This is a genomic window from Chryseobacterium sp. 2TAF14 (genome assembly GCF_052115105.1).
Classification (GTDB): domain Bacteria; phylum Bacteroidota; class Bacteroidia; order Flavobacteriales; family Weeksellaceae; genus Chryseobacterium.
Genome location: NZ_JBFRGA010000023.1, coordinates 1 through 26,338 on the forward strand (window position 1 = coordinate 1; position 26,338 = coordinate 26,338).

Consider the following 26,338-nt stretch of genomic DNA (forward strand, 5'->3'; position numbering starts at 1 on the left):
GAAAAAGGGATCGTTCATAGTATTCAGGAAAATTCTACTACAAAATATAAGCTCTGCCATGATGATTGCAGCGAAGAAACGCATAAAGATTGGCATCTCCATTTTTACTGCAAAATCTGTAAACAAACGACCTGCAAAGAAGATATTTCCTTCCCTGAAAATATTCAGACCAATTTCAGGATTGATGAAATACGGCTTTTCGCAAAAGGAATCTGTGAAAGCTGTCTCGAAAGTTTGCAATAGCATTGCATTCGGGTTTGGCTTAATTTTGATTAAAATTTTAAGTTATGGAAGAATGTTGCAGTACAAAACCTAAAAAAGAACATAATCATCATGAAGACCACGACCATGAGCATTCTCATGATGTGGAAAATCAATCTGTTTTCCGGATGTTTCTTCCGGCAATTATTTCTTTTGTCTTATTGCTGATTGGAATTAGCCTCGATAATTTTATAGAAAATAATTGGTTTAAAGGCTGGATTCGCCTTGTCTGGTATTTAATCGCTTATATTCCGGTTGGATTTCCTGTTTTAAAAGAAGCTTTTGAAAGCATTAAAAATAGCGACGTTTTCTCTGAATTTTTTCTGATGGGAATCGCAACAATCGGAGCTTTTGCTATCGGCGAATATCCGGAAGGAGTTGCCGTAATGTTGTTTTATTCTGTTGGCGAAGTTTTTCAGGCAATGGCAGTGACGAAAGCAAAAACAAATATCAAAACCCTTTTAGACCAGCGTCCCGATGAAGTAACAGTTTTGGAAAACGGTCAACCAAAAGTGGTAAAAGCAAAATCAGTCAATGTCGGAGAAATTATTCAGCTGAAACCGGGTGAAAAATTAGGTTTGGATGGCGAATTATTATCCGAAAAAGCTTCATTCAATACATCGGCGTTGACAGGAGAAAGTAAACCCGACACAAAAATAAAAGGAGAAACCGTTTTAGCCGGAATGATTAATCTGAACTCCGTTAGTCAGGTAAAAGTGACAACGGCTTATAAAGACAGTAAGCTAAGTAAAATATTGGAACTCGTTCAGAATGCAACATCCCAAAAAGCTCCAACAGAACTATTCATCAGAAAATTTGCAAAAGTTTATACGCCAATCGTCGTGTTTCTGGCTATTGGAATAACCTTCTTACCGTATTTTTTCGTTGAAGAGTATCAGTTTAAAAATTGGCTGTATCGGGCTTTGGTTTTCTTGGTAATTTCCTGTCCGTGCGCATTGGTTATTTCTATTCCGCTCGGTTATTTTGGCGGAATCGGAGCGGGAAGCCGCAACGGAATTTTAATTAAAGGAAGCAATTTTTTAGATATTCTTGCCAACATACAAAACGTGGTTATGGATAAAACCGGAACGATGACGGAAGGTGTTTTCAAAGTTCAGGAAATTCATTTTAATGATGATGTTAATAAAGATGAAATTTTAAAATGGGTCAATGTTCTGGAAAGTAAAACAACGCATCCGATCGCAACAGCCATTCATGATTTTGCTGGCGAAATCGATTATTCCATTCAGCTAGAAAATGTTGAAGAAATTGCAGGACAAGGTCTGAAAGCCAAAATCAACGGAAAAGAATTGTTGGTTGGAAACCTGAAACTAATGAAGAAGTTTAATATTTCTTATGATCCAAATGCTGAAAATATTGTGTATACCTTAATCGCAATTGCTTATGATAAAAAGTTTGTCGGTTATCTTACGATCGCAGATTCCATTAAAGAAGATGCCCAGCAAACCATCAATAAACTTAAATCTTTGAATGTAAAAACAACGATGTTAAGCGGTGATAAAACTTCAGTCGTGGACTTTGTTGCCCAAACATTAGGAATAGAAAATGCATACGGCGATTTGCTTCCCGAAGATAAAGTTAATAAAGTGAAAGAACTGAAAGCAAGAAATCAGTCGGTTGCTTTTGTTGGCGACGGAATCAATGATGCTCCGGTTGTTGCGCTCAGCGATGTTGGAATTGCCATGGGTGGATTGGGAAGTGACGCCACCATTGAAACTGCAGATATTGTTATTCAGGACGATAAACCGATAAAAATTCCAATGGCAATCAACATCGGGAAACAAACCAGAAAAATTGTCTGGCAGAATATCATTTTAGCATTTGCTGTAAAAGGAATTGTCCTCGCTCTCGGAGCAGGAGGTTTAGCAACGATGTGGGAAGCAGTTTTTGCGGATGTTGGTGTCGCTTTATTGGCGATTTTAAATGCGGTGAGAATTCAGAGGATGAAGTTTTGAGAAGCGGAAAGTTAGAAGTTAGAAGCTGGGCGCTGGAAGTTTATAAGCAGGCTACAAATATAAATGTCGCTTTGGTATTATTATTCAATAGGGGTGGGCTTTAGCCCACCTAAAAAGAATATCAAAACCTATCTCTCGCAGATTTTGCAGATCACGTAGATTAAAAAAATAATCAACGTAATCATCTGTGCAAATCCGTGTAATTTGCGGGAAATAAACAATTAAAAAAATTATTCGGCTTTAGCCAAAACATATCTCTCGCAGATTTTGCTGATTATGCAGATTTTAAAAATAATCAACACAAACATTTGTGCAAATCCGTGTAATCCGTGGGAAACAAAAAACTCCCATCTTTCCTGACTTTAATCATAAATTAACGCTCAACTCAATTTTCTACACTATATTTGTGCTAAAGATTTGGTACTTGAAATTTTTCATATCCTTTTTCATCATTTTTACCATCGCCATTCGTCCTGTTTTGCCGATGTTAAACTATGTAATTAATTATGATTATATCGTAAAAAATCTTTGTGAAAACAGAAATGTCGCAGATTCCAACTGTAAAGGAAAATGTTATGTCGGAAAAGAATTAGCTAAAACAGAAAAGCAATCAAACAATTCTCAGAATGTGAAAATTGCAGGTTTAGATGTATTTCTGTCTCACGAAATTCTCTCTTTCTCAGAATTCTCTCAATCAAATATTCAATTAAAAAATCCCAATTCGGATTATATTGATTCCTATACTTCAGAATATTTCTCCCGAATATTTCATCCTCCTTTAGTATAAATTTTATTTAAACTAAATTCTTCGTTTAGATTTGTCGCCCATTTAAGTTTTTTAAATATGATAAATTTTATGCAGTCTGCTTAAAAAATCAATCAGATTTCCTTAAAGAATCTTAACAACTTAACTAGCCTTAATGGTTCAAATTTTAGCGAGCCAACATTAAATTTAGTTTAAAAACCACTTTATTTAATTCAACACAATTATTAATTTCAATTTAAAATAAAATGAAATCAAAGATTTTATTAACGGCATTTTTGTCTGTTTCATTATTAGCCTGTGCTCAGGAAACCCCGAAAGTAAAGCACAAAAAGAAAAATACACCTACAAAAACAGCTGTTCAAAAAGTAAAGTTTGCCAATTCCGTAGACCCGATTTGTAATATGCCAACGGAACCCGATATGAAAGATACGGCAGTGTATAAAGGAAAAACGTACGGTTTTTGCAGTTCAATGTGCAGAGACGAATTCAAGAAAAATCCTGAGAAGTATGCCCAAAAATAAAAAGCAGAACAATATGAAAAGCAAAATCATTATTCCGATTGTGGTGATTGCTTTGTTGTTTGTGGGAATTGGGATTGGGATGAGCTATTTTAAAAACAATCTTTATACCGTGATGAAAGTTCCTGATTTTGAACTGACGGATCAGAACAACAAAAAAATCACCAATAAAGATATGCTTGGAAAAGTTTATTTAGTCGAATTTTTCTTCAGCAAATGTCCTACGATTTGTCCGGTGATGAATACCAATATGAGACACATTGAAGATGAAATCAACAGTCCGGAATTTGGCATCATTTCCATCAGCATCGACCCGGAAAATGATACTCCCGAATTATTAAAGCAACATGCAAGAAAGATCGGAGCAAAGTCTCCGAACTGGCATTTTCTGACGGGAAATAGAGATTACATTGGAAATCTTGCTGACCAGTTCGATATTTATGTTGGAGATAAAGAAGACGAAAGTGAAAATCTCAATCACAGCGGAATGATTGCGCTTGTCGATCAGGAAGGAAATATTCGTTGCCGCTACAACAAAGAAAATATGCCGATTCTGTATTATTCAGGATTGAATTATGAAGACAAAGAAGGAACAATGCCCAAATTAAACGGCAAATATCATCCCGACCGAGAAATCTTGATCGAGGATATTAAGAAATTATTGAAATAAGGCAGGAAGTTTGATGCTGGATGCTGGAAGTTATGATGTCACCGAAAAACTTCCATCATCAAACACCCATCTTCCAGCAAAATAAATGTCCAACCATATAAACAAAAAATTATGAAGATTTTTAAAGTAGCTGCACTAAGTGCGGTTTTCGCGGCGCAGTTTGCGTTTGCACAGTTCAAGCAGACGCCTTTGCCGTACGCTTACAATGCATTGGAGGGAAATGTAGATGCACAGACGATGGAAATTCACTATTCAAAACACGCAGCAGCCTATGTTGCCAATTTGAATAAAGCTATTGCGGGAACTCCACAGGAAAAGCAGACGTTATTCCAGATTCTTTCAAAAGCAGGAACTTTACCAATGGCGGTAAGAAACAACGCAGGAGGTCACTACAACCACGAATTATTCTGGACAGTTTTGACGCCACAAAAAGACACAAAACCTTCTGCAAACTTAGCAAAAGCCATCAATGATACTTTCGGAAGCATGGAAGCTTTCAAAGAAAAAATGGCAAAAGCGGGAGCAGAGCGTTTCGGTTCGGGATGGGCTTGGTTATCTGTGGATAAAAACGGGAAATTATTCGTTTCTTCAACACCAAATCAGGACAATCCTTTGATGGATGTTGTAGAAGAAAAAGGTACGCCAATCTTCGGAATCGACGTTTGGGAGCACGCTTACTACCTGAAATATCAGAACAAAAGAGCAGATTATCTTACAGCAATCTGGAATGTAACCAACTGGAAAGAAATCAGCAGAAGATACGACGAAGCGTTAAGCAAAAAATAATCTTTTGAATCTAATTTGCAGCATATTTCTCACCTTTTTTACGGTTTTCAGGCCTCTGATTCCGTTGGTGGAGTATGCTGTAAATTATCAGTACATCAGCGAAGAACTCTGCGTCAACAGGAAAAATGTGACGCTTCATTGTAACGGAAAATGTTATTTAGCCAAAGAATTATCCAAAACAACCGATACAGATTCTTCACCTTTACACAAAACAAAAAATTCGGGGCAAAAACTGCTTGATATTTACGTTCTTCCCGAAATAATCGCAGTCAAAACAACAGAAAAGTCACGCTTTTCCCACTGCAGTTTTCTTTACAAAACAGGCTACTCATTTCTGTTTTTAAAACACATTTTCAGACCACCGGTTTCTTAGTGATTCATATTATTTGGGGTGACCCCCTTTCCCAGGCTTTTCCAGCCGCTCGGGTCGGGCTGTCCGCTCATATCTTTTTTTAGATTCTTCCTTTCGTCAGAATCCAAAAAAAGGATAACCGCTTCCATCCCTATCGCGATGGGACGTATCAACATAATTTGAGTTCAGGTTAAAAATGAATATCAATAGTTAATTATTTAACGCAAGATTTCTTTAAAATAATTTTGATTTAAGTAAGCAAAGAAAAATCAATAAATTGATTGATAAAGCTATCGTTCACGCTTCGCGATGCAAATTTATTTGCCTTTGCCTTCTAAAATATAAAGTTTAAATACAAGAATCTTTGCGTTAAAAATCTTTTCAAATTTTAAAGATTACAAACTGTTATCAATATTTCTTATCCTGAATTAAGCTAACATATTTATCACTAAAAAATCAGAAATGAAAATTTATAAATTTTTATCAGCATTAATTATTGTCTTAACTTTTTTCACAATTACATCATGCAGAAATAACGATGAAGACGATTCATCATCAGAAACAAAAGGAAAACTTCAGCTCAAATTTGAAAACGGCTTTAATAACCTCGGAAATATTGTGCTCAATCAAACCACACAGACTTCGTCAAGCGGACAGAAACATCAGTTTTCAACTTTAAAATATGTCATTAGCAACATCAGCTTAATTGACGAAAACGGAAACGAATTCAAATACCATGAAAATAATCCCGACAAAGGTGCTTTTATCATCAATCAGGAAAATGCCGTTGCAGGAGTTGTCTACGTAGATTTAGATGAGGTTCCGAAAAACAATTACAAAAAGATAAAATTCGGATTGGGAATCAGCCAGAACGCTTATCTGCTCGGACAAAACGGACAGGCAGAATTCTGGGAAAAAGCTAAAAAAGAAAGCCTCACCTGGTCTTGGGCTGCAGGATACATTTTCGTAAAACTCGAAGGCAAATACGGAACAGGTTCTGCCAACACAGAATTCATGAACCACACCGGAAACATGGGAAATGTAGCCGCAAACAATACTCCGGATTTGTATCGTGAAGTGACTTTAGACCTTCCGACAACCGCAAGAGTTTCGGGAACAATAAAACCTTCGATTCACATTCTTGCTGATTTAAACCAATATTTAAGCGGAGAAACAGCTCTAAGTCTTTCCACTGCAAATGATATGGCGATGGGTTCCAATCAGCATTTGGTTAATGTGACGAATAATCTAATAAAAATGTTTAAAGTAGACCACGTTCACAATGATTAAGCAGATTGTTAAAACAGGAATTCTTATTGTTTCTTTTCTGGGTTTCATTTCATGTTCAGAAGAAATTATTCAGCCTCTGGAAAAAGACGAAGCGGTCAATCTTCAGTTTCCATCTTATTTTCCGGAAATAACTTTCGACACATCAGAAAATCCCATCACCAAAAATGGAGTGGAATTGGGAAGGAAATTATTTTACGAAGGCAGACTTTCAAGAAATAATACGATTTCATGTGGCTTCTGCCATATTCAGGAAAATGCATTTACCCATCACGGCCACAATGTAAGCCACGGAATCGATGACCGATTGGGAATCAGAAACGCTCCGCCCATTCAGAATATGATTTTTCTGAAACGGTATATGTGGGACGGTGTGATTCATAATTTAAACCAACAACCGATTATTCCGATGACGGATGTAAACGAAATGGACAGTTCGATGTCTGAAGCGATTGCAAAACTCAGCAAAGATGATTTGTATAAAAAACTATTTAAGCAAGCTTACGGCGATGAAAATATTACCGGAGAAAGAGTTTTGAAAGCATTGTCACAATTTATGGCTACTTTAATTTCTGGTGATTCCAAATACGACAGATTTAAACAGGGAAAAGAAAATTTCAGTTCTGAAGAATCGCAGGGAATGGCTTTGTTTGAGCAGAAATGYGCGTCATGTCACAGCGGAGAATTATTTACCGATGAAAGTTTCAGAAATACGGGAATGTATTACAATACGCAATTCAAAGATGCAGGACGATATCGTGTGACATTGGATCAAAGTGATTGGATGAAATTCAGGGTTCCAAGTTTGAGAAATGTAGAATACACCGCACCTTATATGCATGACGGGAGATTTTACACTTTGGAAGCAGTGCTCAATTTCTATTCGGATAATGTAGAAGATAATTCCAATCTTGACCCAGGACTGAAACAGAATAATCATATAGGAATTGCGATGAATGCTCAGGAAAAACAATTCATTATTGCTTTTCTAAAGACTTTATCTGACAAAAGCTTTATTTCTAATCCAAAATTTGCAGAATAATATTTAAAATGAAGAAGATAGTTTTTATAATAAGCCTGATTTCGGTGAATAGTTTTCAGGCAAAAGGGAAGAATGACAGTTTGTATATTCTAAATAGTTTTCAAGATGAAATTTTGTTCAACGAATGTGATGCTTGCGGATGCGCTGCCGGAAACGGTTCATCAGGTTTTGAATCTCTTTTAAATCCACAGTTTATCGGAATTAAATATTTTGCTCAGCATTACAAAGCGAAAGAAAACTTATTTGTCAATGATTTAACGCAAGATCAATATTTTAACACACTTCAGCTTTGGGCTAAAATTCCATTGACTCAAAAATTGAGTGTTTATGCAAGTCTGCCGTTTCATTTTCATGAAAAGAAAACTTTGCAGGGCGGCATTAATATCAATGGAATCGGAGATTTTAATCTGATGGGAATTTATAAATTAATCAATTCAAAAGACAATATGCACGAGCTGAATGGTGGAGTAGGCTTAAAAGTTCCACTCGGAAAATTTGATGAAAAAGGAATTTCCGGTGTCAATCCAAGTTTTCAGTTGGGAACCGGAAGCTGGGATTATCAGGCTGTTTTGAATTACAGATTTCAAAAAAATAAACTTGCTATACTTTTAAATACCGATTACACGATTAAAACCGAAAACAAAAAACATTATCAATTCGGCAATCAATGGAATTATTCTGCAACCGGATTTTATCAGGTTTTTGGAAATGAAAAGACCATTATTTCTGCAAAAGCAGGATTTCAGGGAGAAGTCTACGACCGAAACCGTCAGTATAAAGAAGATCTTCCAAAAACAGCAGGAAGTGCTTTGTACGGAAAGCTTGGTTTTGAAGCTTCTTTCAAAAAGCTGAGTTTGGGAACAGAATTAATGCTTCCGACATATACGAATTTGGCTGGAGGAGATATTGAAGCAAAATCCAGATTCAGTATTTTCCTGAACTTCGGAATTTAAAAAAAATCCTTGTCAAGGTTCAAACCTTGACAAGGATTCTTATACTAAACTCAAAAAATGAATTTTAGTAAAAACAAAAAACCATTGAAACGAATCAATGGTTTTGTAGCCCGTAGGGGAATCGAACCCCTCTTACCAGAATGAAAATCTGAGGTCCTAACCGATAGACGAACGGGCCCTCTATCTTCCACAATTTGAAAATTGTGTGTTAGTTTTTTGTTTGTATAAGTTTACAACTCTTAAATTAGTAGCCCGTAGGGGAATCGAACCCCTCTTACCAGAATGAAAATCTGAGGTCCTAACCGATAGACGAACGGGCCAACTATATAATTACGCTAATTTATTAACGTGCTTAGTCAATTTACTTTTCAAGTTAGCCGCTTTGTTTTTGTGGATAATGTTTTTCTTAGCCAATTTATCCAATAAAGCGATAACTTTAGGCAATTGCTCAGTTGCAGCTGCTTTGTTCTCTTCATTTCTCAAGACTTTCATTGCTGTTCTAGCAGTCTTGTGATAGTATCTGTTACGAACTTTTCTAACTTCGTTTTGTCTTATTCTCTTAAGTGCTGATTTATGATTAGCCATATCGTTTAAATGTGAGTGCAAATGTATAGACTTTTTCGTTACCCACCAAATTTATTTTTAATTATTTTAAAATATTTTTAGTTTTCTTCTGAAAGGTACTTTTTAAGCTTGTCTAAGGCCTGTTGTACTTTAATATTTTCAGTTTCTTTCTCGATTTTGTTGATGATGTTTTCCAACATAATCATAGCGTTATTCCATTCTCCGGTAGCGTTGGAAAAAGTAAGTCCGTCGATGGTTACTTCAAAAATACATTTTTCTCCGCTCCTGTAGAGTTTGAAACTAATTTTATCATCCTTGCCTGTAATCCCTTCCGTACTAGTTTTTAAATCATACCCTTTCGGGTTAGAGCGAATCTTATTAAACAGAAGCTGTGCTTCCTGAATCTTTAAATTCGGCATGATGTAAAATTTGGTAGTCTTTATGAGGCCTGTGTTTATTTACTACTTGTTTGTATCACAGGTTGTTTATCTGAAAACATTATTTACAATATTTCCTATTTCCATAAAATCTTCATGGTTTCCTACTGATCTTTTTTCGGAATTTGTATTGTCGAATTCTGAAAAAGGAAAGATCAAAAGGTAATTTTTATCACTCAAATGCTTATTAAGAAGTTCGGGAATAAAACGCATTTGCGGAATATATGATTCCATTCCTCTTTTTGCCATTAAGATAATAAGCGCTTCATTGTCTTTGAGCTCGGTTGCTGTTTTTTCACCGTCCTTCCATTTATTCATAATGATAAATTCAGCTTCAATATTGGCTTTCTTAATAATTCTCTGTAAGATATTAAGGATCTCTTCCGTAGCATAAAACGTAATGGTAGCTCCCGAATTTCTTGCAATATTCCAAACCCTGAGTAAAGCATGGAAAAATCCGGCTTCTTTATGGGCGTTTTCAGGAATCATTACTGAGTGGTTTTTTATTGTTGCTAAAGGCTGAACTGCATGATAAACCATCACACTGATGTCGTTACGCTGTAAATAACCGTTGTAAAGATTATAGGTGAAAGAAGGTGACAAACCTTTTCCGTCTTCCAGTCCTATAATGAGATCGGTGATGTTTTGTTCTTTTATCACATTATTTACACCGTTGATGACATCATTGTCGTATCTTTTTAATGATTGTACTTTCACGTCTGCCGCTGCCGCAGTATCTGTTGYATGATGCAGAAGTTTGTCTGCATTTTTTACCGAAGATTCATTTTTATCTTCATTAATAACATTTAAAGCAAATATATTTTCGGTATTGGAATGAGCTTTAACCAAAATTCCCAGATTRACCATGCTTTCAACGGTCGCTTCATGGTTTATGGCTAAAAGAATGTTTTCCTGTTCATGGCTGTTTCCGGAAACGGTTTCTTCGTTGTCCTGCTGTGCAATTTTCTCTGCGCTAGACATTGATATAAAAGAAGAAATGGTACATGAAATAAGAATTAATAAAATGCTTCCGTTCAGAACATGCTCATTTAATAATCTCACAGGTTCTCCGGTTTCTGTTTCTGAGAGAATGATATTATAACCAACCATCACGGTAGCTAAAGTTGCTGCTGCAGAAGCTGAGCTAAGACCAAATACAAGCCTGCCTTCTTCTTTGGTAAAACGAAATGTTTTTTGTGCAATAACAGCAGAGATATATTTTCCGCCAATAGATGCTACAAGCATGATTGAAGCAACTTTTATGGTTTCAAAACTGTTGAAAAATACTTTAAAATCAATCAGCATTCCGACACTGATGAGAAAGAAAGGAATAAATATCGCATTTCCCACAAATTCTACCCTGTTCATTAAAGAAGAGGTGTGCGGAATGAGTCTGTTTAAAGCCAAACCTGCAAAGAAAGCGCCTATTATTGCTTCAACTCCTGCTAATTCTGCCAAAACTGCAGCGAAATATATCATTACCAATACAAAAATGTATTGTGAGATTTTATCATTAATTTTTTTAAAAAACCAACGCCCTATCAAAGGAAAAAGTATCAGAACAACAAGACCGAAAACCAGGAAAGAAATGGATAATTTCACCCAAAAAGAAACACCCATGTCGCCCTGCACCAAACCTACAACTACAGCTAAAACTAATAATGTGGTAACATCGGTAATCATCGTTCCTCCTACAGTAATGTTGACGGCCCGGTTTTTTGCAATTCCAAGCTTGCTGATCAGAGGATATGTTATTAAGGTTTGTGAAGAGAAGAGACTTGCAAAAAGCACAGAAGTGAGCATTGAAAAGCCGAGAATGTAAAACGCTCCGAAATATCCTAAAATAAAAGGAAAAATAAATGCGTAACCTCCGTAGCCTAAACTTTTCCATTTATTTCTTTTAAAATCTCCCATGTCTATTTCAAGACCAGCGAGAAACATAATGTAAAGCAAACCGGTAGTTCCGGTCACCACAATGCTGCTGTCTCTTGCCAGAACATTAAATCCGTTGGGACCGATTACGGCGCCTGCAATAATTAAACCCAATAAATGAGGAACTTTTATTTTATTGAGCAAAATAGGTGCTGCAAGAATGATGATGAGCACCAAAAGAAACTTCAATACGGGATCTTCGATAGGAAGGGTGAGGTTGTGTATGCTAATCGCTACAGTTAGATTCTGTGCAGATTACTTTACCAGTCCATGCGCCGGAAATTTCATCAGACCATTTGATGATTTTTATTGAATCTGAATTTTTATGGTTAAAAATACTGTCTCTCATTTTTAGCAGAGATTGGTATTCGGCTTCTTTTTGTGCAAATAATTTTTCTTTATCCAGTAATTCTTTTTCCCTCAGAGCCAGATTGTCTGCTTTGTTTTTGTTGTCGCAGCTGAAAAGTAAAAATAAGAAGGAAATTAAGAGTATTGAGTTTTTCATAAAATAAGTTGTAGCCTAAATATACGAAAAAATTATCGACTGATTTGAGCTTACTTCCGGAATCTATACAAGTAAAATAAAATCAAACTTATGCAATCGCCTTTTAAAGATTTTGTATGGTAAAAAATTTTAAAAAAATACATAAAAAAAAGCCCTCTGAAAAGAGAGCTTTTGGTAGTCTATAGGAGAATCGAACTCCTGTTGCAAGGATGAAAACCTTGAGTCCTGACCACTAGACGAATAGACCAGATTTTGAGGTTGCAAAAGTATAAATAAACTTTTAAACTTCAAAATTAAAGGGATTATTTAAAATTCTTCTGAATAACGGTATTTTTTATTCCCTTGCTTTCCAGTTCTTTCTGTAGTTTTACTGCGTCTTCAAGGGTGTAAACTTTTCCGTAGGTATAGTAGAACATTCCGTTAGATTTATTCCTGTCTACATCTTTCAGCGTTTGAAGGATGAAAGAGTTTGCACTCAGTTTGTCTTTTCCTGCATAAACTTCGATGTTGTAATAACCGATACTTAATTTTTGGTTAGGCATAAATCCTACCGCATAAGAATTTCTGAATCCGGCATCTTTCGCAGTTTTAAGATTAATATCTTTTACAGATGCCATATTGGTTACGCCATAATAGTATTTGTACAATCCGTTTTCTTTGATAGGGAGAATGTAGTTTAATCCCTTCAGCTCAGGATCTCCATCGTTGTATTTTACAGGCATTGTCATCAGTAAAATTCTGAAATCGTTTTTCAATGCTACTTCTGCAGGTTTTTCAGGTTCAGGTTTTTTGATGACGATTTGTCCTCCTGTCTTTCTGTCTACAGCTTTTTTGTAGTCAATAATTGCTTTATAAATGTTTTCTGCTGTTTCTTCCTGTCCTTTTTCGGAATTTAAAAATGCCGCATCTTCATAATTGTTTACAAATCCTGTTTCAATAAGAATAGAAGGCATTGCGCTTCTTCTTAAAATGTGCAGGTTTTCCTGTTTTACACCACGAGAAAAACGCCCGCTTTTTTCAAAGTTTCCTTCTACGAAGCTTCCTACAATTAAGCTGTTTTCAAGGTATTTGCTTTGCTGTAATTTTAGGGCAATTAAAGATTCCGGCGAAGACGGGTCGTAAGAAGCAAACGTTTCTTTATCTTTTTCATCAAGATAAATTACGCTATTTTCCTGTTTTGCAACTTCAAGATTTTCTCTGTTCTGGGCAGGTCCCTGTACAAAAGTTTCGGTTCCTCTTGCAGTTGCAGAACGGCTTGGCGAAGAATTAACGTGTACAGAAATAAATAAATCTGCTTTACTTCGATTGGCTGTATTTGTTCTATCTGTTAAAGAAGGATATTCGTCTATTTTTCTGGTGTAAATAACTTTAAATTCTTTATTTTTCTCAAGCATTGCTCCTAATTTCAGAACAATTCCTAAAGTGACGTGCTTTTCCTGTACAAGACCCAGGTCAGGATAATTTCTGTTAGCTCCGTTATCGTTTCCCCCGTGTCCTGCATCCAAAACTACAGTGAATTTTTTTTGTGCAAAAGTAAAAGTGGAAAAGAATATCAGTAGAAATGCTAAAATTGTTTTAAAATTTAGTTTGTACATCATACAGTTATAAAAATTATATTAATTTTGAGCCAAATTATACAGAACAAAATTGGACAAAACCGTCTTCAAAAATATATTACAAATTTTAATTATCCTAATTTTTAACAGTTTTTTAGCACAGGAAGGCCCCAAAAAATTAGTTAAAACTACGGTAATTAATGATACTATTTCCAAAAAGGATACCATTGCCACGCCCAAAGAATCGCTGGATGCCGTAGTAGATTACAAAGCTGATGACATTCGCAGAGATGTTCAGAAAAAAATGATTTATCTGAACAAAAATGCCCAGGTGAAATATCAGGATATACAGATCGATGCAGATTATATCTCGATCGACGAAGATAAAAACTTAATTTTTGCCCGGGGAAAACTAGATTCTTTAGGGAAAGTTTTCGAGCTTGCACAGGTAAATCAGGCAGGAAAAAAATACGAAGTTGAAAGTTTTAGTTACAACACAAAAACCAGGCAGGCAATGGCCTACAATGCAAGAACCGAAGAAAGTGAAGGCTTAATTGTAGCAGATAAAACCAAAAAGTACAACGATTCTATTTTCGTAATGCGGCATGCCGAGTTTACTACCGATACTTATTATATAGAAAAAAAAGATACAAGACCCGATTACCATCTTTTGGCTTCTTATATTAAAATGCAGAAAGGAAAAGAAAGCTCAACCTTAATTGTAGGACCTTCTCAAATGTATATCGAAGATGTTCCGACTCCTTTGATTTTGCCGTTTGCAATTCTACCGTTTTCAAGTAAAAGATCAGCAGGAATTTTGATCCCAAGTTTTGGTGAGAGGGAAGATGTAGGATTTTTCCTCAATGGAATAGGGTATTATCAGCCGATTGGAGAGCATTTTGACCTGAAAGTTCTTGCCGATATTTATACAAAAGGAAGCTGGAATTTAAGACCCGAAATGAATTATCTGAAAAAATACAGGTATTCAGGAAACTTCTCGGCAGACATCGGAAGTACCGTCCGCGGAATTAAAGGTCTTGATAACTACAGCAAAACAGGGACCTACAGGATTGCGTGGAGACACACTCAGGATACAAAAGCCAATCCTTTCCTTACATTTTCTGCATCAGTAGATGTTACGAGCCAGACGTTTTACAACAATACGGTGAACAATAACTATATTTTGGATCAAAGTGTTTTGAGAACACAGCAAAATTCTACGCTTACCCTTACCAAAAGGTTTTTGAAACTTCCGGTTACCATTACGGGTACGGCTTCTTATTCTCAGAATTTTGCTACAGGTTTGTCAGATTTACGTTTGCCTCAGATGAATGTGGCGATCAACCAGTTTTATTTATTTAAATCTAAAACCGGTGTGAGAACTGGTTTGCTTGAAAATATTACAGTAAATACAGGCCTGAATCTATCAAACTTTGTAAGTACTGAAGAAGGAGAATTGTTTACCGATGCAATGTGGGATAAATTGCAGACCGGGATTAAAAATAATATTGCATTAGGAACCAATACCACATTCGCAAAATATTTCACTTTCAGTTTGGGAGCAACGATTGATAATGCTTTAACCACAAAAACACTTACAAAATACTACGATCCTGTACAGAATATAGAAGTTGATCAAATCAACAAACAAATTGCGGGTTACAGCATTTTTTCAACGACAGCAAGTGTACAGACTCAATTGTACGGTCAGGCAAATTTCAAAAAAGGATCTGCAATACAGGCGATAAGACACATGATGACACCGAGTATCGGGTTTACTTATTCTCCCGATTTTGGAGGCGAGCAATTTGGATATTTCAGGAATTATTATAACGCCAACGGAGCTTTGACACCATATTCTATTTTTGACAGAGGTATTGTGGGATCTCCAACAACCGGAATGGTGGGAGCTTTAAACTATAACATCGGTAACAATATCGAAATGAAAGTAAGGTCTAAAAGCGATTCTACCGGCGTGAAAAAAATGAAGATTTTCGAATCTTTAAATGTGAGCGGAAACTATAATTTTGCGGCGAAAAGCCATCCTTGGTCAATTATTTCCGTGAACGGGCAGTCTTCTTTCTTTGATAATAAATTAAGCGTAAATACGAGTTTAACGATTGAGCCTTATAAAATTTTGTTTGCTCCGGGATCAGATACCGGAATTAGAACTGAAGATTTTGGATCGTTTAGTATTCAAGGTTTCAATGTACAGCTTTCTTATCCTTTAAGCAGCGAATTGTTTGGTGAGAAAAAAGATTACGCCAAAACCTATTCGCAAAAAGGAGAGATAAGAAACGAAAATTATTTCTTTGATGATGATAATTATGCCCATTTTGATCAGGCCTGGACGTTGAATGTGAATGCCAATTACCAATACTCAAGAAATTTATCAAGAACGGCTACTAAAATGGCATCTATCGGTCTTGACGGAAGTATAAAACTTACTCCATACTGGAACATTAACGGAAGCACGCATTACGATATGGTTACTAAAGAATTGGCTTACACTAGAATCGGTTTCTCAAGAGATCAGCGTAGTTTTACCATTAATTTTAACTGGGTTCCTTTTGGTCAGTATAAAGTTTATGATTTCTTTATCGGCATCAAAGCCAATATATTAAGTGATGCGCTGAAGTACAAAGACAGAAGTTTTACCCAGCCTAATGCACCTTTCTAAAGTCATAACAGATTTTACAATATAAATTTTATCTTTGCACCCAAATAAAACGATAATCAAATCGTGAATCAATTAACACGGTTTGGTATGATTTTTTAAAGTAAATAAATCTATATATGAAGACAATAATCAACACAGTGAATGCTCCTGCAGCTATCGGTCCTTATTCTCAGGCAAATCTTGCCAACGGAGTTTTGTATATCTCTGGTCAGATTCCTGTAGATCCTGCAACGGGTAAACTGGTAGAAGGAATTGAAAAAGAAACGCATCAGGTAATGAAAAACCTTGAAGCAATTCTTACTGAAGCAGGAATGACGTTTAAAAATGTTGTTAAAGCAAGTATCTTCCTTAAAAGCATGGATGATTTTGCGGTGATGAATGATATTTATGCATCTTATCTGGATGCTGAAAGCTTTCCGGCTCGTGAAACTGTACAGGTTTCTTGCTTGCCTAAGAATGTAGACATTGAAATTTCTATGATTGCTCATCAGGATTAATGAATTTTTTAAGAAATACATTTGCAGTTTTGGTAGGTCTTGTAATTGCAGGGCTTATTATCACTCTTGGTATAAGGGCTTTTCCGAAGTGGGTCACCTTTGATGCATTTGCTCCATTTGAGCATTGGCAGAGATTTTTAGAAAGCATGAGAAATAATGATGCCTTTTTTGGCTTTCTGCTTTTTATCTCAGGATTAGGAACCACAGTGGGAGGCGTTGTTACCGCCATGATTGTAAARTATGCAAAAGTAGCTTATGCAATTCTTATTGGTTTCATCATGCTTTTTATTGCGATGTTGGATGTGATCATTCTTCCTTATCATCCTACATTTTATAAAATTTCTATTTTCCTTGTCTTTTTTCCTTTTGCATGGATGGGGGGTAAGATCGTAGAGGTAATTTATGAAAGAAATAAAAAGAAAAGAATTGCTGAAAAAATGAATAAAAAATAATCATCTTTTAAGACATAAAAAAACGCTGCAGATTTTAAAGTCTGCAGCGTTTTTGTTTATTATGTATTTCTACTAAGGCATTTTAAATCCTCTTGTGTAATTTCTGCCGTAGTCGTCCATATATTTTATCTGAACCGTTCCGGAGAATTTATTTAAAAGGTTTTCTACATCTTTCTGAGAATTTACCGGTTTACCATTGATCTCTGTGATGATGTAATTGTCTACGATTCCGGCTTTTGCCATTTCGCTTCCTTCTACTACATTTTTGGCAACAATTCCGCTGGTAAGACCGTAGTAAGATTTTGTTCTTTCATCTAAACTTTGGAATTCGGCTCCTATTTTTTCAGTTACGCTCAGATCAGCTTTTGTTCTTGCAGAAGTACCGCCTTTTTGATCTTTCAACGTAACAGTTGCTGTTGTCTCTTTTCCGTTTCTTGTGTAGGTTACCTGTACTTTGTCACCCGGTCTTTTGCTACCGATAGCAACAGAAAGATCTGCGAAATCTGTAATCGCTACACCATCAATTTTAGTAATGATATCACCAATTCTCAGTCCCGCATCTTGTGCTCCGCTGTTATCCGGAAGTCCTATAATATAAACTCCAGAACCCGGTTTTATATTAGTTTTCTTTTCCTGATTATAATAAGCTACCTGCTGATCATTAGATAAGTCTAAAGAATTTACTCCTAAGAAACCTCTTTGTACAATACCGAATTTCTTGATGTCTTCAATGATCTTTCTTGCCAGATTAGAAGGAACGGCAAAACCGTAACCCTGATAATATCCGTTGGTAGATGAAATAGCAGAATTAATTCCGATTAAGTCACCATTTACGTTTACTAATGCTCCTCCTGAGTTTCCTGGATTAATTGCAGCATCGGTTTGTATGAAGCTTTCGATTGGGTTTGTTGCTTTTCCTTGTCCGCTCAAAATTCCTATTCCTCTTCCTTTTGCAGAAATAATTCCTGCCGTAACGGTAGAGTTTAATCCAAGAGGGTTACCTACTGCTAAAACCCACTGCCCAACTTCAACGTTGTCAGAATTAGCAAAATTTAAAAATGGCAATCCTTTTTCTTCGATTTTTAATAATGAAATATCAGTATTTGGATCAGTTCCCACCAAAGTTGCGATATAAGATTTTTTGTTGCTTAAAACAACTTCAAGCTTATTGGCTCCCGCTACAACGTGGTTGTTTGAGATAATGTATCCATCAGGAGAAATAATTACACCCGATCCTAAACCAGAAGGAATATTGTCCGGTGTTTGCTGCTGCTGTCGCTGTCTTTGCTGACCTTTTCCTCCGAAAGGATCACCGAAAAAGAAATCAAACAAATCCTGCTCAGAAGCTCTGCTCGATGCCCTGTTCTGATAATTTTTGATCGTTACCACAGCCGGAACTGTCATTTTAGATGCTTTTACAAAATCGTCACCTACTGTCGCAGTATTCATTCCTACGAAAGAGGCATTGGTAGATTTAGTAAAATAAGATTGGTCACCGTTATTAGAATCGTGACTTAAATATTGTTGTACGCCAACGGTAGTAGCTCCTGAGAGAACCCCTACTACAGCAAATGGTAAAAGTTTTTTAAAAGTACTCTTCATTGTATGTCTTCTTTGTTTTAATTATAATATTATTGAATACAAATTTAATGTTAAATAAGTATGCAATTACTATGCTGTGTTACTGTTTTAACTAAAATTTAACGAGAATTGTGTCATTTTATACCTTAAGTCATAATTTGGTTCTCATTATTAACAAAGCTTAAGAATTAATTAAAAAAATACTGACATTTTTGCTATGCTTCATGGCTGATCATTATCACTTTGATTTACTTATTGAAAATCTTATCTTTGCAAAAATAATTTTCTCACTTAAACTGTTTATAGCATGCAACTGTACAACACCTTAAGCGCAGAAGAAAGAGCTCAGCTTATTGATGAAGCCGGTAAGCAACGCCTTACATTGTCTTTCTATGCGTATGCCAAAATTGAAAATCCCAAAAAATTTCGCGACGATTTATTTATAGCCTGGAATGCACTCGATGCACTTGGCCGTATTTATGTTGCGCATGAAGGAATTAATGCTCAGATGAGTATTCCCGCAGATCAGCTGGAAGATTTTCGAAATACGCTTGAAGTCTATGATTTCATGAAAGGCATTCGTCTCAATGTTGCAGTAGAGCAAGACAATCATTCTTTTTTGAAATTAACGATTAAGGTAAGAAATAAAATCGTTGCTGATGGTTTAAATGATGATACTTTTGATGTTACTAATAAAGGTATTCACTTAAAAGCGCAGGAATTCAATAATATGCTTGAAGATCCCAACACAATTGTTGTAGATTTCAGAAATCATTACGAAAGTGAAGTAGGTCATTTTGAAGGAGCCATCACTCCGGATGTAGAAAATTTCAGAGAAAGTCTGCCAATTATCAACGAACAGCTTCAGGATTTTAAAGAAGATAAAAATCTTTTGATGTATTGTACCGGCGGAATTCGTTGTGAAAAAGCCAGCGCTTATTTCAAACATCAGGGCTTTAAAAATGTTTTCCAGTTAGAGGGCGGAATTATTGAGTACACCCGTCAAATCAAAGAAGAAAATATTGAAAGTAAATTTATTGGTAAAAACTTTGTGTTTGACCATCGATTAGGAGAAAGAATTACTGACGATATTATTTCTCAGTGCCACCAATGCGGGAAACCTTGTGATAATCATACCAATTGTGCCAATGATGCTTGTCATTTGCTGTTTATACAATGTGATGACTGCAAAGCTGCAATGGAAAACTGCTGCTCTACAGAATGTCTGGAAATTATACATTTGCCTGTGGAAGAACAAATAGCATTAAGAAAAGGGCTACAGGTTGGAAATAAGGTTTTCAGAAAAGGAAAATCTGATGTTTTAACCTTTAAAAAATCTGGTGATTTGCCTGATAAGCCTTTAGCAAAAGTTGATGCTAAAAACATTCGTCAAAAAATTGCAGTCAAAAAAACATTGGTTGGAAAAGCCGAACATTACTATACAAAATCGAAAATTGCCCAGTTTTTAATTGAAAATGATGAGGTTTCAGTAGGTGACAATATTTTAATTTCCGGTCCTACAACTGGTGAGCAGGAAATTACGCTTACTGAAATATTTGTTGATGGAAGCTCTTGCAAAACAGCAAAAACAGGTGATCAAATTACTTTTGAACTTCCGTTCAGAGTACGTTTATCTGATAAAATATATAAAATTTTGGGATAGTTGTTCTTAAATTTTATAAAGATATAAAGGTTGCGCTCCGTAGGAGTGCAACCTTTTTTTTAAACAAAGCATAATTGGGAAACTCCGTAGGAATTTTATCTGTGTAGAACATATATAATAACAATTCGTTGCGCTACGTAGGAGCGCCATCTTTCATTAAAAAATACTGGAAACTTTACACAAGTTTTATCAAAAGAAACTAATAAACTAAATAACTAATAACTAATAACTAATAACTAATAACTAATAACTGTTTCACTATATAACTCTGTTTTTCATAAATTTGAAAATGAAAAAATCAGAAATCAGAAAAATATATCTTGAAAAAAGAAAAAAATTGTCACAAGATGAGGTTTTCCTTTTGTCGGAACAGATTTTTGAAAACTTTATTAATTTTTTTAAACCGCTTTCTAACCAGAAAATCCATATTTTCATTCCCAGTGAAAAGTTTAAAGAGATTAATACTCAAATCTTCATTACTTATTTTTTAAGCAGAAATATCAAAGTTTTCGTGCCTAAAATTGTCGACGCAAAATTAATTTCCGTAGAAATTTTTTCTGATACTCAATTTGAGACTAATAATTGGGGGATTTCTGAGCCGGTTTCTGATGAAGATTCAGGTGTTTTAAATTTTGACTTTGTTATTACTCCATTACTTTATTGTGATTTTAATGGAAATAGAGTAGGATACGGAAAAGGTTTTTATGATCATTTCTTTGAAAATATTTCTAAAAATTCAAAAAAAATCGGAGTTAATTATTTTAATCCCGATCATATGATTGATGATGTATGGGAAAATGATATTCCCTTAGATTACCTTGTTACACCAACTGGTGTGCTGTCTTTTTCCAGCATATCTGAATAAAATTTAATAAAATAAAACTTAAATTCCTTATTTTTTTCTGTGGCTTTAGAGACAAGCGTGTATTGTGCGCTTCTTTCAAAATTACCAATCGATTTATTTTTGTCACCTATATATTCTACATTAAATTTTGCAAAATCTAAGGTGTCTTTATCATTGATTTTCTTAAAAACATTAATGTTGCTTACTTTTACTCTTTTTACTTTCAGACTGTCGAGTTCTTTAAAAAGCCCCTGAAAAGTGGTAGAGTCAGATTTTTGAAAATATTTTTCAATTTTAGAATAGATCGCCGAGTCAATCTCTGTTTTCTGATTTCCTGAAAGATAAAGAGTAGACAAATCAAGCACATCCTGTACTTTTTGTAAGGTAATCGAGTTGATTGCCTGAGTACTGTCCATTTTTACACTGATATTATTGGTGTTTCTAAGTTTTTCAAGATCACTTATGTTATTGTTGTCTTCTTTTTTTGTACAGGCAATCGTGATAACGCCAAGAAGTATGGTTAAAAACAAAAAGTTATTTATTGTTTTCATGGTTTGAAATTTTAAATTTGATAGATACTATTTTTCCTTTATCTTTTTTCATTTCGATAACGTTTAGGTTCTTTAGAGAAGTGGTAGGTGTTGTTACCAGAGTGATGTAATCCTGCTTGTCTAAGGTTTCCAGGCCGTAAATGTCACTGTCATAAACCTGCGTTATGGTGGCAGAATTGCTGATGAGGTTTTCCAGCTGTTTTCTTTTCTGGCTGATGAGCTGTTCAGAATTTTCTCCGTTAATATCTTTTATAGAGAAATAATAAAGTGCCATTTTATAATCATCAGGTTTTAGTTCGATGGTCTCTTTTTCAGGGGCATTTTCAAGATTTCGGTTAACTTCAAGATCTTCATAAACTGTAGAGCTTATCTCCATTTTCAGCGTTTTATCTTTTGTCGGATATATAAATTGCTCTCCTGGTTTTATTCTATACAATATAGGAGATTCGTTTTCTTTGATAACTTTTATTTCAATATCGCTTTGTACGCCCAAATTTCTATCTGCATCAGTAAAATGATAAGTATAAGTTTTTTGAAAAATTTCATCTTTAAAACCTAAAAGTCCTAATAAAATAACAAAAACTGACGCTGTGGCAATCCATGCTGTTTTTTGATAGCTCTTTTTTAATGGTTTTATTTCTTCTGTTTTGGAAACTTCTGTAAGAGATTGTTTTTGTTCAATTAATTGATTTTCAGTATTGTTTTTTTGTAAATCGACATTTTCCTCACTGGTGAAATCTATTTTTTTAGGCTGATCTTCAGTTTTAGGTAAGTTTAATGCAGTTGAAATGGTTTTTTCTAATTCTTTCGCTTCATCTTCACTCAGATCTTTTTCATCAGTAAGTAATTCCCCTGCGAAAAGATGGTTCTTTTTAAAGTCGTACCAAGAGTCGTAACCTGCATAAATACTCAATAAATTAAGCATGTCAATACGAGGTAATTTTAAAACCGGGGAAGATTTAAAATAGGTGTAAAAAGATTTTTCACTGATGTTTCCTTTGGCCTTTTTCCTTAGATCTTCCTGGAAATATATAATATCTATACCCTTCCACTTAGATATTTCATCATAAGAAGGAGTGTATTCTTTCAAATATTGAGCTTGAACGTCCCTTTTCAGCTGCTCAAAATGTAAGAGGTCTAAATCTGTCACTTTATAAAAAAGTAGTTAAATTGTTGATTATCAGTATTTGTTGTTTGTAAAACGATTTTACAAAGTTATTACAATTATTTTTCATAAACAAATTTTACATCTGCTATACCTTTGTCTTGTTCAAATAACCGAACAGAGAAAAAGATTTAAAAAACAATATTAACAAAATTAAATTTAATTTATTATGAAAAAGTCATTATTCGTAGCTGCTATCGCTGCTATCTCTTTAGTTGCTTGTAAGAAAGGTGAAGCTACAACTGGAAACGATTCAATTGAAGCTAACGCTGATTCAGCTCAGAACGCTATCGATTCTTCAGCTAACGTTGCTGTTGATTCTACTAAAGCTGCTGCTGATATGAAGAAAGACAGCGTTGAAGCTAAGTCTGATTCAGCTAAAGTTGCTCACTAATCAGTTACGACTGGAAAATAAAAGAACCGTTTCGCTCAGCGAGACGGTTTTTTTTATGCTTTATAATTTAAGATTTTTTCTGTCTTAAAGTTTCATAACATGTAATTGCTACAGCATTGCTCAGATTTAATGAATCTATGCTTCCTGTCATCGGTATTAATGTATTCTGACCTTTCCCATTCCAGAAATTACTCAATCCTGAATGCTCTGTACCAAATAAAACAGCAGATCGTTTTGTGAAATCCCGCTCAAACATATTTTTGGAAGTCTCATCCATAATCGTTGTATAGATGTTGAAATTATTGTTCTGCAAAAATTCAAAAACATCAATATTATCAGCCTGAAAAACTTCCATTCCGAAAAGGCAACCAACACTTGAGCGAATTACATTAGGATTATAAAAATCTGTTTTTCCGTCTGCAACAATAAGTGCATCGATTCCGAAAGCTTCGCAGCTTCTTAAAATTGCACCCAAATTTCCGGGTTTCTCGACTCCTTCAACAATGATGACGGTTGAATTATCTTTTGGTTTAAAAGAATTTAAATCTGATTCTTTGGTTTTATAAACACCGATAATGCCTTCCGAACTTCCACGATAAGCAATTTTGTCATACACTTTATCGCTTACCAAATGGATCTTTTCTTTAGGAGTAATTCCTTTAAAAATAGTTTCACAAATGTAAAACTCTACAGCTTCAAAACAATATTTTTGGGCTCTTTCGTTTTCCTGTTGTCCTTCTACTGCAAAAACTCCCGATTTTTTACGAAAACGGTTGTCTGTAAGAAGTTTGGTAATGTGTTTTATCTTTTCGTTTTGGAAACTTTCTATTAACATTCCGCAAAATTATGTAAAATTATTTTTAAGATTGTCTTATAAAAAGAAAAACCTCGGTTCATGGAAGCAAGGTTGTAATTTATTAAAAAGATTGTTTTATTCTTTAGAATTATCGAAAGGAATTTCAGAATGATTCGCAAAATCTTCAGAATTCAATTCGGAAATTTCTTCATTGGCTTTCGCTCTAACTACCAAATTGTCAGGAAGCGATTTTGCTGCTTTTGCACCCATTATTTTTAGTTTCTGTGCAGAGGTGACGAGGTTTCCTCTTCCGTCGATTAGCTTATTCATCGCCCCTTCATATTCAGACTTTGCTTCTTCCATTTTGCGGCCTACTTTAACGAGATTACCGACAAAGCCTTCAAACTTATCATACAAAGCTCCGGCTTGACGTGCAATTTCTATCGCATTGTTTTGTTGTTTCTGATTCGTCCACATGCTGTCAATCGTCCTTAATGTCGCCAACAATGTAGAAGGGGTAACAATAACAATATTTTTTTCGAAAGCTTTATTGTACAATTGATTGTCGTCGTTGAGAGCAATGGCAAAAGCCGGTTCTATCGGAACAAAAAGTAAGACAAAATCAGGGCTTTCCATTTCATACAGATTGTGATAATTTTTTGTGCCTAATTGCTCGATGTGTCTTTTTAAGGAAATCACATGCTCCCTTAAAAACTGGTTTTTTTCTGAATCATTTTCTTCATTCACGTATTTTTCGTAGGCTACCAAAGAAACTTTGGAGTCGACGATCATTTTTTTTCCGTCCGGAAGATTAATGATTACATCGGGCTGAACACGGTTTCCTTCGTCTGTTAAATGACTTTTTTGTATTTCGTATTCCCTTCCTTTTTCAAGACCGGATTTTTCCAAAACTCTTTCCAACACCAACTCGCCCCAATTTCCCTGAATCTTGCTGTCGCCTTTCAGAGCTTTTGTTAAATTTAAAGTTTCTTTACTCATTTGAGCATTTAAATCTTTTAATCCGATGATTTGTTCTCGTAAAGCAGCGTGATAATCGATGCTTTCTTTGTGAGTGGTCTCAACTTTTTTCTCAAAATTGTTGATTTTTTCCTGAAGCGGATTCAGAAGGTTTGTTAAATTTAATTGATTTTGCGCTGTAAATTTCTCTGTTTTTTCTTCTAAAATTTTATTCGCTAAATTTTCAAACTGTACTTTTCCTTCTTCCTGAATTTTTTTAAATTCTTCTTTTTGCGCTTTCAGAAAGGTGTTTTCAGCAGAAACTTTTGCAAACTCACCTTTTAAATCATTGAGAAGATCAGATTGCTGAAGGTTGAGCTCTTTTTCATCTCTGATAATTTTTTCTAAATCCTGAATTTTCAGGTTTAAATTTTCTAAATCTGCTTTTGATTTAATGCTGAGCTGATTCAGTTCATCATAAGAATTTCTTGAAACCATTGATGATTTCAACATAAAATAAATTAAAACAGCGCCGATAATCGCTCCGGCAAAACATCCTATGATGAGATAAGTGATTTCCATGTATCAAAATTACAAAAACAAAAAAAGATTTTCTTTACGGGAAACCTTATTGTTGAATAATTAAAAATAAAAAAGCACGACTTGCGAGACGACGTTAAGGATTTTCATTCGCAATCTCATCATGATGCTTCAGATACAAAGGCAAAGCTGCAGAACCATACCACGAAAATATTTCGTAACTGAAAATTCCGGCTGCGACAGCGGGATCGGTTTTTACCCAGGATTCGGCTTCTTCTTTAGATTTTGTATTGAAAATGAACATTCCTCTGTAATTTTCTTTATTTTTCTCTAAGAACGGACCGGCAACAACAATTTTTCCTTCGTCTGCCAGTTTTCCGATGTTGGTCATGTGACCTTTCATGAGTTCTGCTTTTTTCTCTTTATCGTCAATTTTTGCAGATCCGGTTGTGAGCATGACGATAGTGTAAGCTTTCATTCCGTATTTGTCTGCACCAAGAGATGTCGCTAATTCTTGATTGAATTTGAGCTTCTCAGTCTTTTTCTCTTGAGCAAAACATAGAACTCCCGCTAAAATGCTAAATGATAAATAAATTTTTAGTTTCATAGCATA

Annotated in this window: 26 protein-coding genes, 3 tRNA genes and 1 pseudogene; 16 read left to right on the top strand and 14 right to left on the bottom strand. The window is 35.0% G+C overall.

Features of this window, described 5'->3' with window-relative positions:
• From AB4Y90_RS04385 to AB4Y90_RS04430, 10 genes and pseudogenes are all read left to right on the top strand, one after another.
• A pseudogene (locus AB4Y90_RS04385) lies at window positions 1-243 on the top strand (Fur family transcriptional regulator); the annotation flags it as partial.
• A gap of 44 nt (window positions 244-287) precedes the next feature.
• Window positions 288-2,237 (top strand): heavy metal translocating P-type ATPase, encoded by a 1,950-nt coding sequence (locus AB4Y90_RS04390; RefSeq protein ID WP_441556217.1) that lies wholly within the window; start codon window positions 288-290, stop codon window positions 2,235-2,237.
• Window positions 2,238-2,661: 424 nt separating this feature from the next.
• Window positions 2,662-3,024 carry a hypothetical protein gene (locus AB4Y90_RS04395; protein WP_441556219.1) on the top strand — a complete coding sequence of 121 codons (363 nt, stop codon included), beginning with the start codon at window positions 2,662-2,664 and terminating at the stop codon, window positions 3,022-3,024.
• 224 nt (window positions 3,025-3,248) lie between these two features.
• Complete coding sequence (locus AB4Y90_RS04400) at window positions 3,249-3,524, top strand: YHS domain-containing protein (protein ID WP_441556220.1); 276 nt, start codon at window positions 3,249-3,251, stop codon at window positions 3,522-3,524.
• A gap of 13 nt (window positions 3,525-3,537) precedes the next feature.
• On the top strand, window positions 3,538-4,191 hold the full coding sequence (locus tag AB4Y90_RS04405; protein ID WP_441556221.1) for an SCO family protein: 654 nt from the start codon (window positions 3,538-3,540) through the stop codon (window positions 4,189-4,191).
• Between the two features lie 111 nt (window positions 4,192-4,302).
• Window positions 4,303-4,977, top strand: coding sequence for a superoxide dismutase (locus tag AB4Y90_RS04410; protein ID WP_441556222.1), 675 nt, complete (start codon window positions 4,303-4,305; stop codon window positions 4,975-4,977).
• A 4-nt stretch (window positions 4,978-4,981) separates the two neighbouring features.
• Window positions 4,982-5,350 carry a hypothetical protein gene (locus AB4Y90_RS04415; RefSeq protein ID WP_441556224.1) on the top strand — a complete coding sequence of 123 codons (369 nt, stop codon included), beginning with the start codon at window positions 4,982-4,984 and terminating at the stop codon, window positions 5,348-5,350.
• 441 nt (window positions 5,351-5,791) lie between these two features.
• Window positions 5,792-6,619 carry an MbnP family protein gene (locus AB4Y90_RS04420; RefSeq protein WP_441556225.1) on the top strand — a complete coding sequence of 276 codons (828 nt, stop codon included), beginning with the start codon at window positions 5,792-5,794 and terminating at the stop codon, window positions 6,617-6,619.
• Window positions 6,612-7,658, top strand: coding sequence for a cytochrome-c peroxidase (locus tag AB4Y90_RS04425; RefSeq protein WP_441556227.1), 1,047 nt, complete (start codon window positions 6,612-6,614; stop codon window positions 7,656-7,658). The genes AB4Y90_RS04420 and AB4Y90_RS04425 overlap by 8 nt, the downstream gene beginning before the upstream one ends.
• An 8-nt stretch (window positions 7,659-7,666) precedes the next feature.
• The gene (locus AB4Y90_RS04430; protein WP_441556229.1) at window positions 7,667-8,611 is read left to right on the top strand and encodes a transporter; all 945 of its coding nucleotides are present in this window, start codon (window positions 7,667-7,669) and stop codon (window positions 8,609-8,611) included.
• A gap of 106 nt (window positions 8,612-8,717) precedes the next feature.
• Here AB4Y90_RS04430 and AB4Y90_RS04435 read toward each other — a convergent pair.
• The 8 genes from AB4Y90_RS04435 to AB4Y90_RS04470 all read right to left on the bottom strand — a co-directional run bounded on the left by AB4Y90_RS04435 (window position 8,718) and on the right by AB4Y90_RS04470 (window position 13,644).
• Window positions 8,718-8,789, bottom strand: a tRNA-Glu gene (locus AB4Y90_RS04435).
• A 70-nt stretch (window positions 8,790-8,859) separates the two neighbouring features.
• Window positions 8,860-8,931, bottom strand: a tRNA-Glu gene (locus tag AB4Y90_RS04440).
• Window positions 8,932-8,941: 10 nt separating this feature from the next.
• Window positions 8,942-9,196 (bottom strand): 30S ribosomal protein S20, encoded by a 255-nt coding sequence (gene rpsT, locus AB4Y90_RS04445; RefSeq protein ID WP_408090952.1) that lies wholly within the window; start codon window positions 9,194-9,196, stop codon window positions 8,942-8,944.
• Between the two features lie 77 nt (window positions 9,197-9,273).
• A complete protein-coding gene (locus AB4Y90_RS04450) occupies window positions 9,274-9,594 on the bottom strand; it encodes a hypothetical protein (RefSeq protein ID WP_441556231.1) in 321 nt (106 codons plus the stop codon).
• A 66-nt stretch (window positions 9,595-9,660) separates the two neighbouring features.
• Entirely contained in the window at window positions 9,661-11,733 is a 2,073-nt protein-coding gene (locus AB4Y90_RS04455; protein ID WP_441556233.1) for a cation:proton antiporter, read from the bottom strand.
• 37 nt (window positions 11,734-11,770) lie between these two features.
• Window positions 11,771-12,049 (bottom strand): hypothetical protein, encoded by a 279-nt coding sequence (locus tag AB4Y90_RS04460; protein WP_441556234.1) that lies wholly within the window; start codon window positions 12,047-12,049, stop codon window positions 11,771-11,773.
• A 172-nt stretch (window positions 12,050-12,221) separates the two neighbouring features.
• Window positions 12,222-12,296, bottom strand: a tRNA-Glu gene (locus tag AB4Y90_RS04465).
• Window positions 12,297-12,351: 55 nt separating this feature from the next.
• On the bottom strand, window positions 12,352-13,644 hold the full coding sequence (locus tag AB4Y90_RS04470) for an N-acetylmuramoyl-L-alanine amidase family protein (protein ID WP_441556256.1): 1,293 nt from the start codon (window positions 13,642-13,644) through the stop codon (window positions 12,352-12,354).
• A 52-nt stretch (window positions 13,645-13,696) separates the two neighbouring features.
• Here AB4Y90_RS04470 and AB4Y90_RS04475 point away from each other — a divergent pair, with 52 nt between their 5' ends.
• The 3 genes from AB4Y90_RS04475 to AB4Y90_RS04485 all read left to right on the top strand — a co-directional run bounded on the left by AB4Y90_RS04475 (window position 13,697) and on the right by AB4Y90_RS04485 (window position 17,234).
• On the top strand, window positions 13,697-16,285 hold the full coding sequence (locus AB4Y90_RS04475) for a putative LPS assembly protein LptD (protein WP_441556236.1): 2,589 nt from the start codon (window positions 13,697-13,699) through the stop codon (window positions 16,283-16,285).
• A 116-nt stretch (window positions 16,286-16,401) separates the two neighbouring features.
• Complete coding sequence (locus tag AB4Y90_RS04480; RefSeq protein ID WP_066679870.1) at window positions 16,402-16,782, top strand: RidA family protein; 381 nt, start codon at window positions 16,402-16,404, stop codon at window positions 16,780-16,782.
• On the top strand, window positions 16,782-17,234 hold the full coding sequence (locus AB4Y90_RS04485; RefSeq protein WP_441556238.1) for a hypothetical protein: 453 nt from the start codon (window positions 16,782-16,784) through the stop codon (window positions 17,232-17,234). Before AB4Y90_RS04480 ends, AB4Y90_RS04485 begins: the two co-directional genes overlap by 1 nt.
• 72 nt (window positions 17,235-17,306) lie before the next feature.
• Here AB4Y90_RS04485 and AB4Y90_RS04490 read toward each other — a convergent pair whose 3' ends face one another.
• Window positions 17,307-18,836, bottom strand: coding sequence for a trypsin-like peptidase domain-containing protein (locus AB4Y90_RS04490; RefSeq protein WP_441556240.1), 1,530 nt, complete (start codon window positions 18,834-18,836; stop codon window positions 17,307-17,309).
• Between the two features lie 286 nt (window positions 18,837-19,122).
• Between AB4Y90_RS04490 and trhO the strand changes: the two genes are divergently transcribed.
• Both trhO and AB4Y90_RS04500 read left to right on the top strand, forming a co-directional pair.
• Window positions 19,123-20,478, top strand: coding sequence for an oxygen-dependent tRNA uridine(34) hydroxylase TrhO (trhO, locus tag AB4Y90_RS04495; RefSeq protein ID WP_441556242.1), 1,356 nt, complete (start codon window positions 19,123-19,125; stop codon window positions 20,476-20,478).
• A gap of 289 nt (window positions 20,479-20,767) precedes the next feature.
• Complete coding sequence (locus AB4Y90_RS04500; RefSeq protein ID WP_441556243.1) at window positions 20,768-21,343, top strand: 5-formyltetrahydrofolate cyclo-ligase; 576 nt, start codon at window positions 20,768-20,770, stop codon at window positions 21,341-21,343.
• On the opposite strand, the gene AB4Y90_RS04505 is transcribed toward AB4Y90_RS04500, so the two are convergent.
• Together AB4Y90_RS04505 and AB4Y90_RS04510 are read right to left on the bottom strand one after the other, a co-directional pair.
• Window positions 21,292-21,873, bottom strand: a complete 582-nt coding sequence (locus tag AB4Y90_RS04505) for a hypothetical protein (protein ID WP_441556244.1) — start codon at window positions 21,871-21,873, stop codon at window positions 21,292-21,294. The genes AB4Y90_RS04500 and AB4Y90_RS04505 overlap by 52 nt on opposite strands.
• Entirely contained in the window at window positions 21,857-23,023 is a 1,167-nt protein-coding gene (locus AB4Y90_RS04510) for a hypothetical protein (protein ID WP_441556245.1), read from the bottom strand. The genes AB4Y90_RS04505 and AB4Y90_RS04510 overlap by 17 nt, the downstream gene beginning before the upstream one ends.
• Window positions 23,024-23,207: 184 nt before the next feature.
• On the opposite strand from AB4Y90_RS04510, the gene AB4Y90_RS04515 reads away from it, so the two are divergent.
• Complete coding sequence (locus AB4Y90_RS04515) at window positions 23,208-23,432, top strand: hypothetical protein (protein WP_441556246.1); 225 nt, start codon at window positions 23,208-23,210, stop codon at window positions 23,430-23,432.
• Between the two features lie 67 nt (window positions 23,433-23,499).
• On the opposite strand, the gene AB4Y90_RS04520 is transcribed toward AB4Y90_RS04515, so the two are convergent.
• From AB4Y90_RS04520 to AB4Y90_RS04530, 3 genes are all read right to left on the bottom strand, one after another.
• On the bottom strand, window positions 23,500-24,267 hold the full coding sequence (locus tag AB4Y90_RS04520; protein WP_441556247.1) for an RNA methyltransferase: 768 nt from the start codon (window positions 24,265-24,267) through the stop codon (window positions 23,500-23,502).
• Window positions 24,268-24,363: 96 nt separating this feature from the next.
• Window positions 24,364-25,767 carry a DNA recombination protein RmuC gene (locus AB4Y90_RS04525; RefSeq protein ID WP_441556248.1) on the bottom strand — a complete coding sequence of 468 codons (1,404 nt, stop codon included), beginning with the start codon at window positions 25,765-25,767 and terminating at the stop codon, window positions 24,364-24,366.
• Window positions 25,768-25,861: 94 nt separating this feature from the next.
• Window positions 25,862-26,332, bottom strand: a complete 471-nt coding sequence (locus AB4Y90_RS04530) for a YciI family protein (RefSeq protein WP_441556250.1) — start codon at window positions 26,330-26,332, stop codon at window positions 25,862-25,864.
• Between the last annotated feature and the right edge of the window lie 6 nt (window positions 26,333-26,338).

What these genes read in the sequence shown, in the direction of transcription:
- AB4Y90_RS04505 (WP_441556244.1), bottom strand. Translation starts at nt 21,873, where the DNA reads ATGAAAACAATAAATAACTTTTTGTTTTTAACCATACTTCTTGGCGTT.
- AB4Y90_RS04530 (WP_441556250.1), bottom strand. Translation starts at nt 26,332, where the DNA reads ATGAAACTAAAAATTTATTTATCATTTAGCATTTTAGCGGGAGTTCTA.
- trhO (WP_441556242.1), top strand. Translation starts at nt 19,123, where the DNA reads ATGCAACTGTACAACACCTTAAGCGCAGAAGAAAGAGCTCAGCTTATT.
- AB4Y90_RS04470 (WP_441556256.1), bottom strand. Translation starts at nt 13,644, where the DNA reads ATGTACAAACTAAATTTTAAAACAATTTTAGCATTTCTACTGATATTC.
- AB4Y90_RS04410 (WP_441556222.1), top strand. Translation starts at nt 4,303, where the DNA reads ATGAAGATTTTTAAAGTAGCTGCACTAAGTGCGGTTTTCGCGGCGCAG.
- AB4Y90_RS04480 (WP_066679870.1), top strand. Translation starts at nt 16,402, where the DNA reads ATGAAGACAATAATCAACACAGTGAATGCTCCTGCAGCTATCGGTCCT.
- AB4Y90_RS04500 (WP_441556243.1), top strand. Translation starts at nt 20,768, where the DNA reads ATGAAAAAATCAGAAATCAGAAAAATATATCTTGAAAAAAGAAAAAAA.
- AB4Y90_RS04450 (WP_441556231.1), bottom strand. Translation starts at nt 9,594, where the DNA reads ATGCCGAATTTAAAGATTCAGGAAGCACAGCTTCTGTTTAATAAGATT.
- AB4Y90_RS04490 (WP_441556240.1), bottom strand. Translation starts at nt 18,836, where the DNA reads ATGAAGAGTACTTTTAAAAAACTTTTACCATTTGCTGTAGTAGGGGTT.
- AB4Y90_RS04420 (WP_441556225.1), top strand. Translation starts at nt 5,792, where the DNA reads ATGAAAATTTATAAATTTTTATCAGCATTAATTATTGTCTTAACTTTT.
- AB4Y90_RS04525 (WP_441556248.1), bottom strand. Translation starts at nt 25,767, where the DNA reads ATGGAAATCACTTATCTCATCATAGGATGTTTTGCCGGAGCGATTATC.
- AB4Y90_RS04520 (WP_441556247.1), bottom strand. Translation starts at nt 24,267, where the DNA reads ATGTTAATAGAAAGTTTCCAAAACGAAAAGATAAAACACATTACCAAA.
- AB4Y90_RS04390 (WP_441556217.1), top strand. Translation starts at nt 288, where the DNA reads ATGGAAGAATGTTGCAGTACAAAACCTAAAAAAGAACATAATCATCAT.
- AB4Y90_RS04515 (WP_441556246.1), top strand. Translation starts at nt 23,208, where the DNA reads ATGAAAAAGTCATTATTCGTAGCTGCTATCGCTGCTATCTCTTTAGTT.
- AB4Y90_RS04460 (WP_441556234.1), bottom strand. Translation starts at nt 12,049, where the DNA reads ATGAAAAACTCAATACTCTTAATTTCCTTCTTATTTTTACTTTTCAGC.
- AB4Y90_RS04400 (WP_441556220.1), top strand. Translation starts at nt 3,249, where the DNA reads ATGAAATCAAAGATTTTATTAACGGCATTTTTGTCTGTTTCATTATTA.
- AB4Y90_RS04405 (WP_441556221.1), top strand. Translation starts at nt 3,538, where the DNA reads ATGAAAAGCAAAATCATTATTCCGATTGTGGTGATTGCTTTGTTGTTT.
- AB4Y90_RS04430 (WP_441556229.1), top strand. Translation starts at nt 7,667, where the DNA reads ATGAAGAAGATAGTTTTTATAATAAGCCTGATTTCGGTGAATAGTTTT.
- rpsT (WP_408090952.1), bottom strand. Translation starts at nt 9,196, where the DNA reads ATGGCTAATCATAAATCAGCACTTAAGAGAATAAGACAAAACGAAGTT.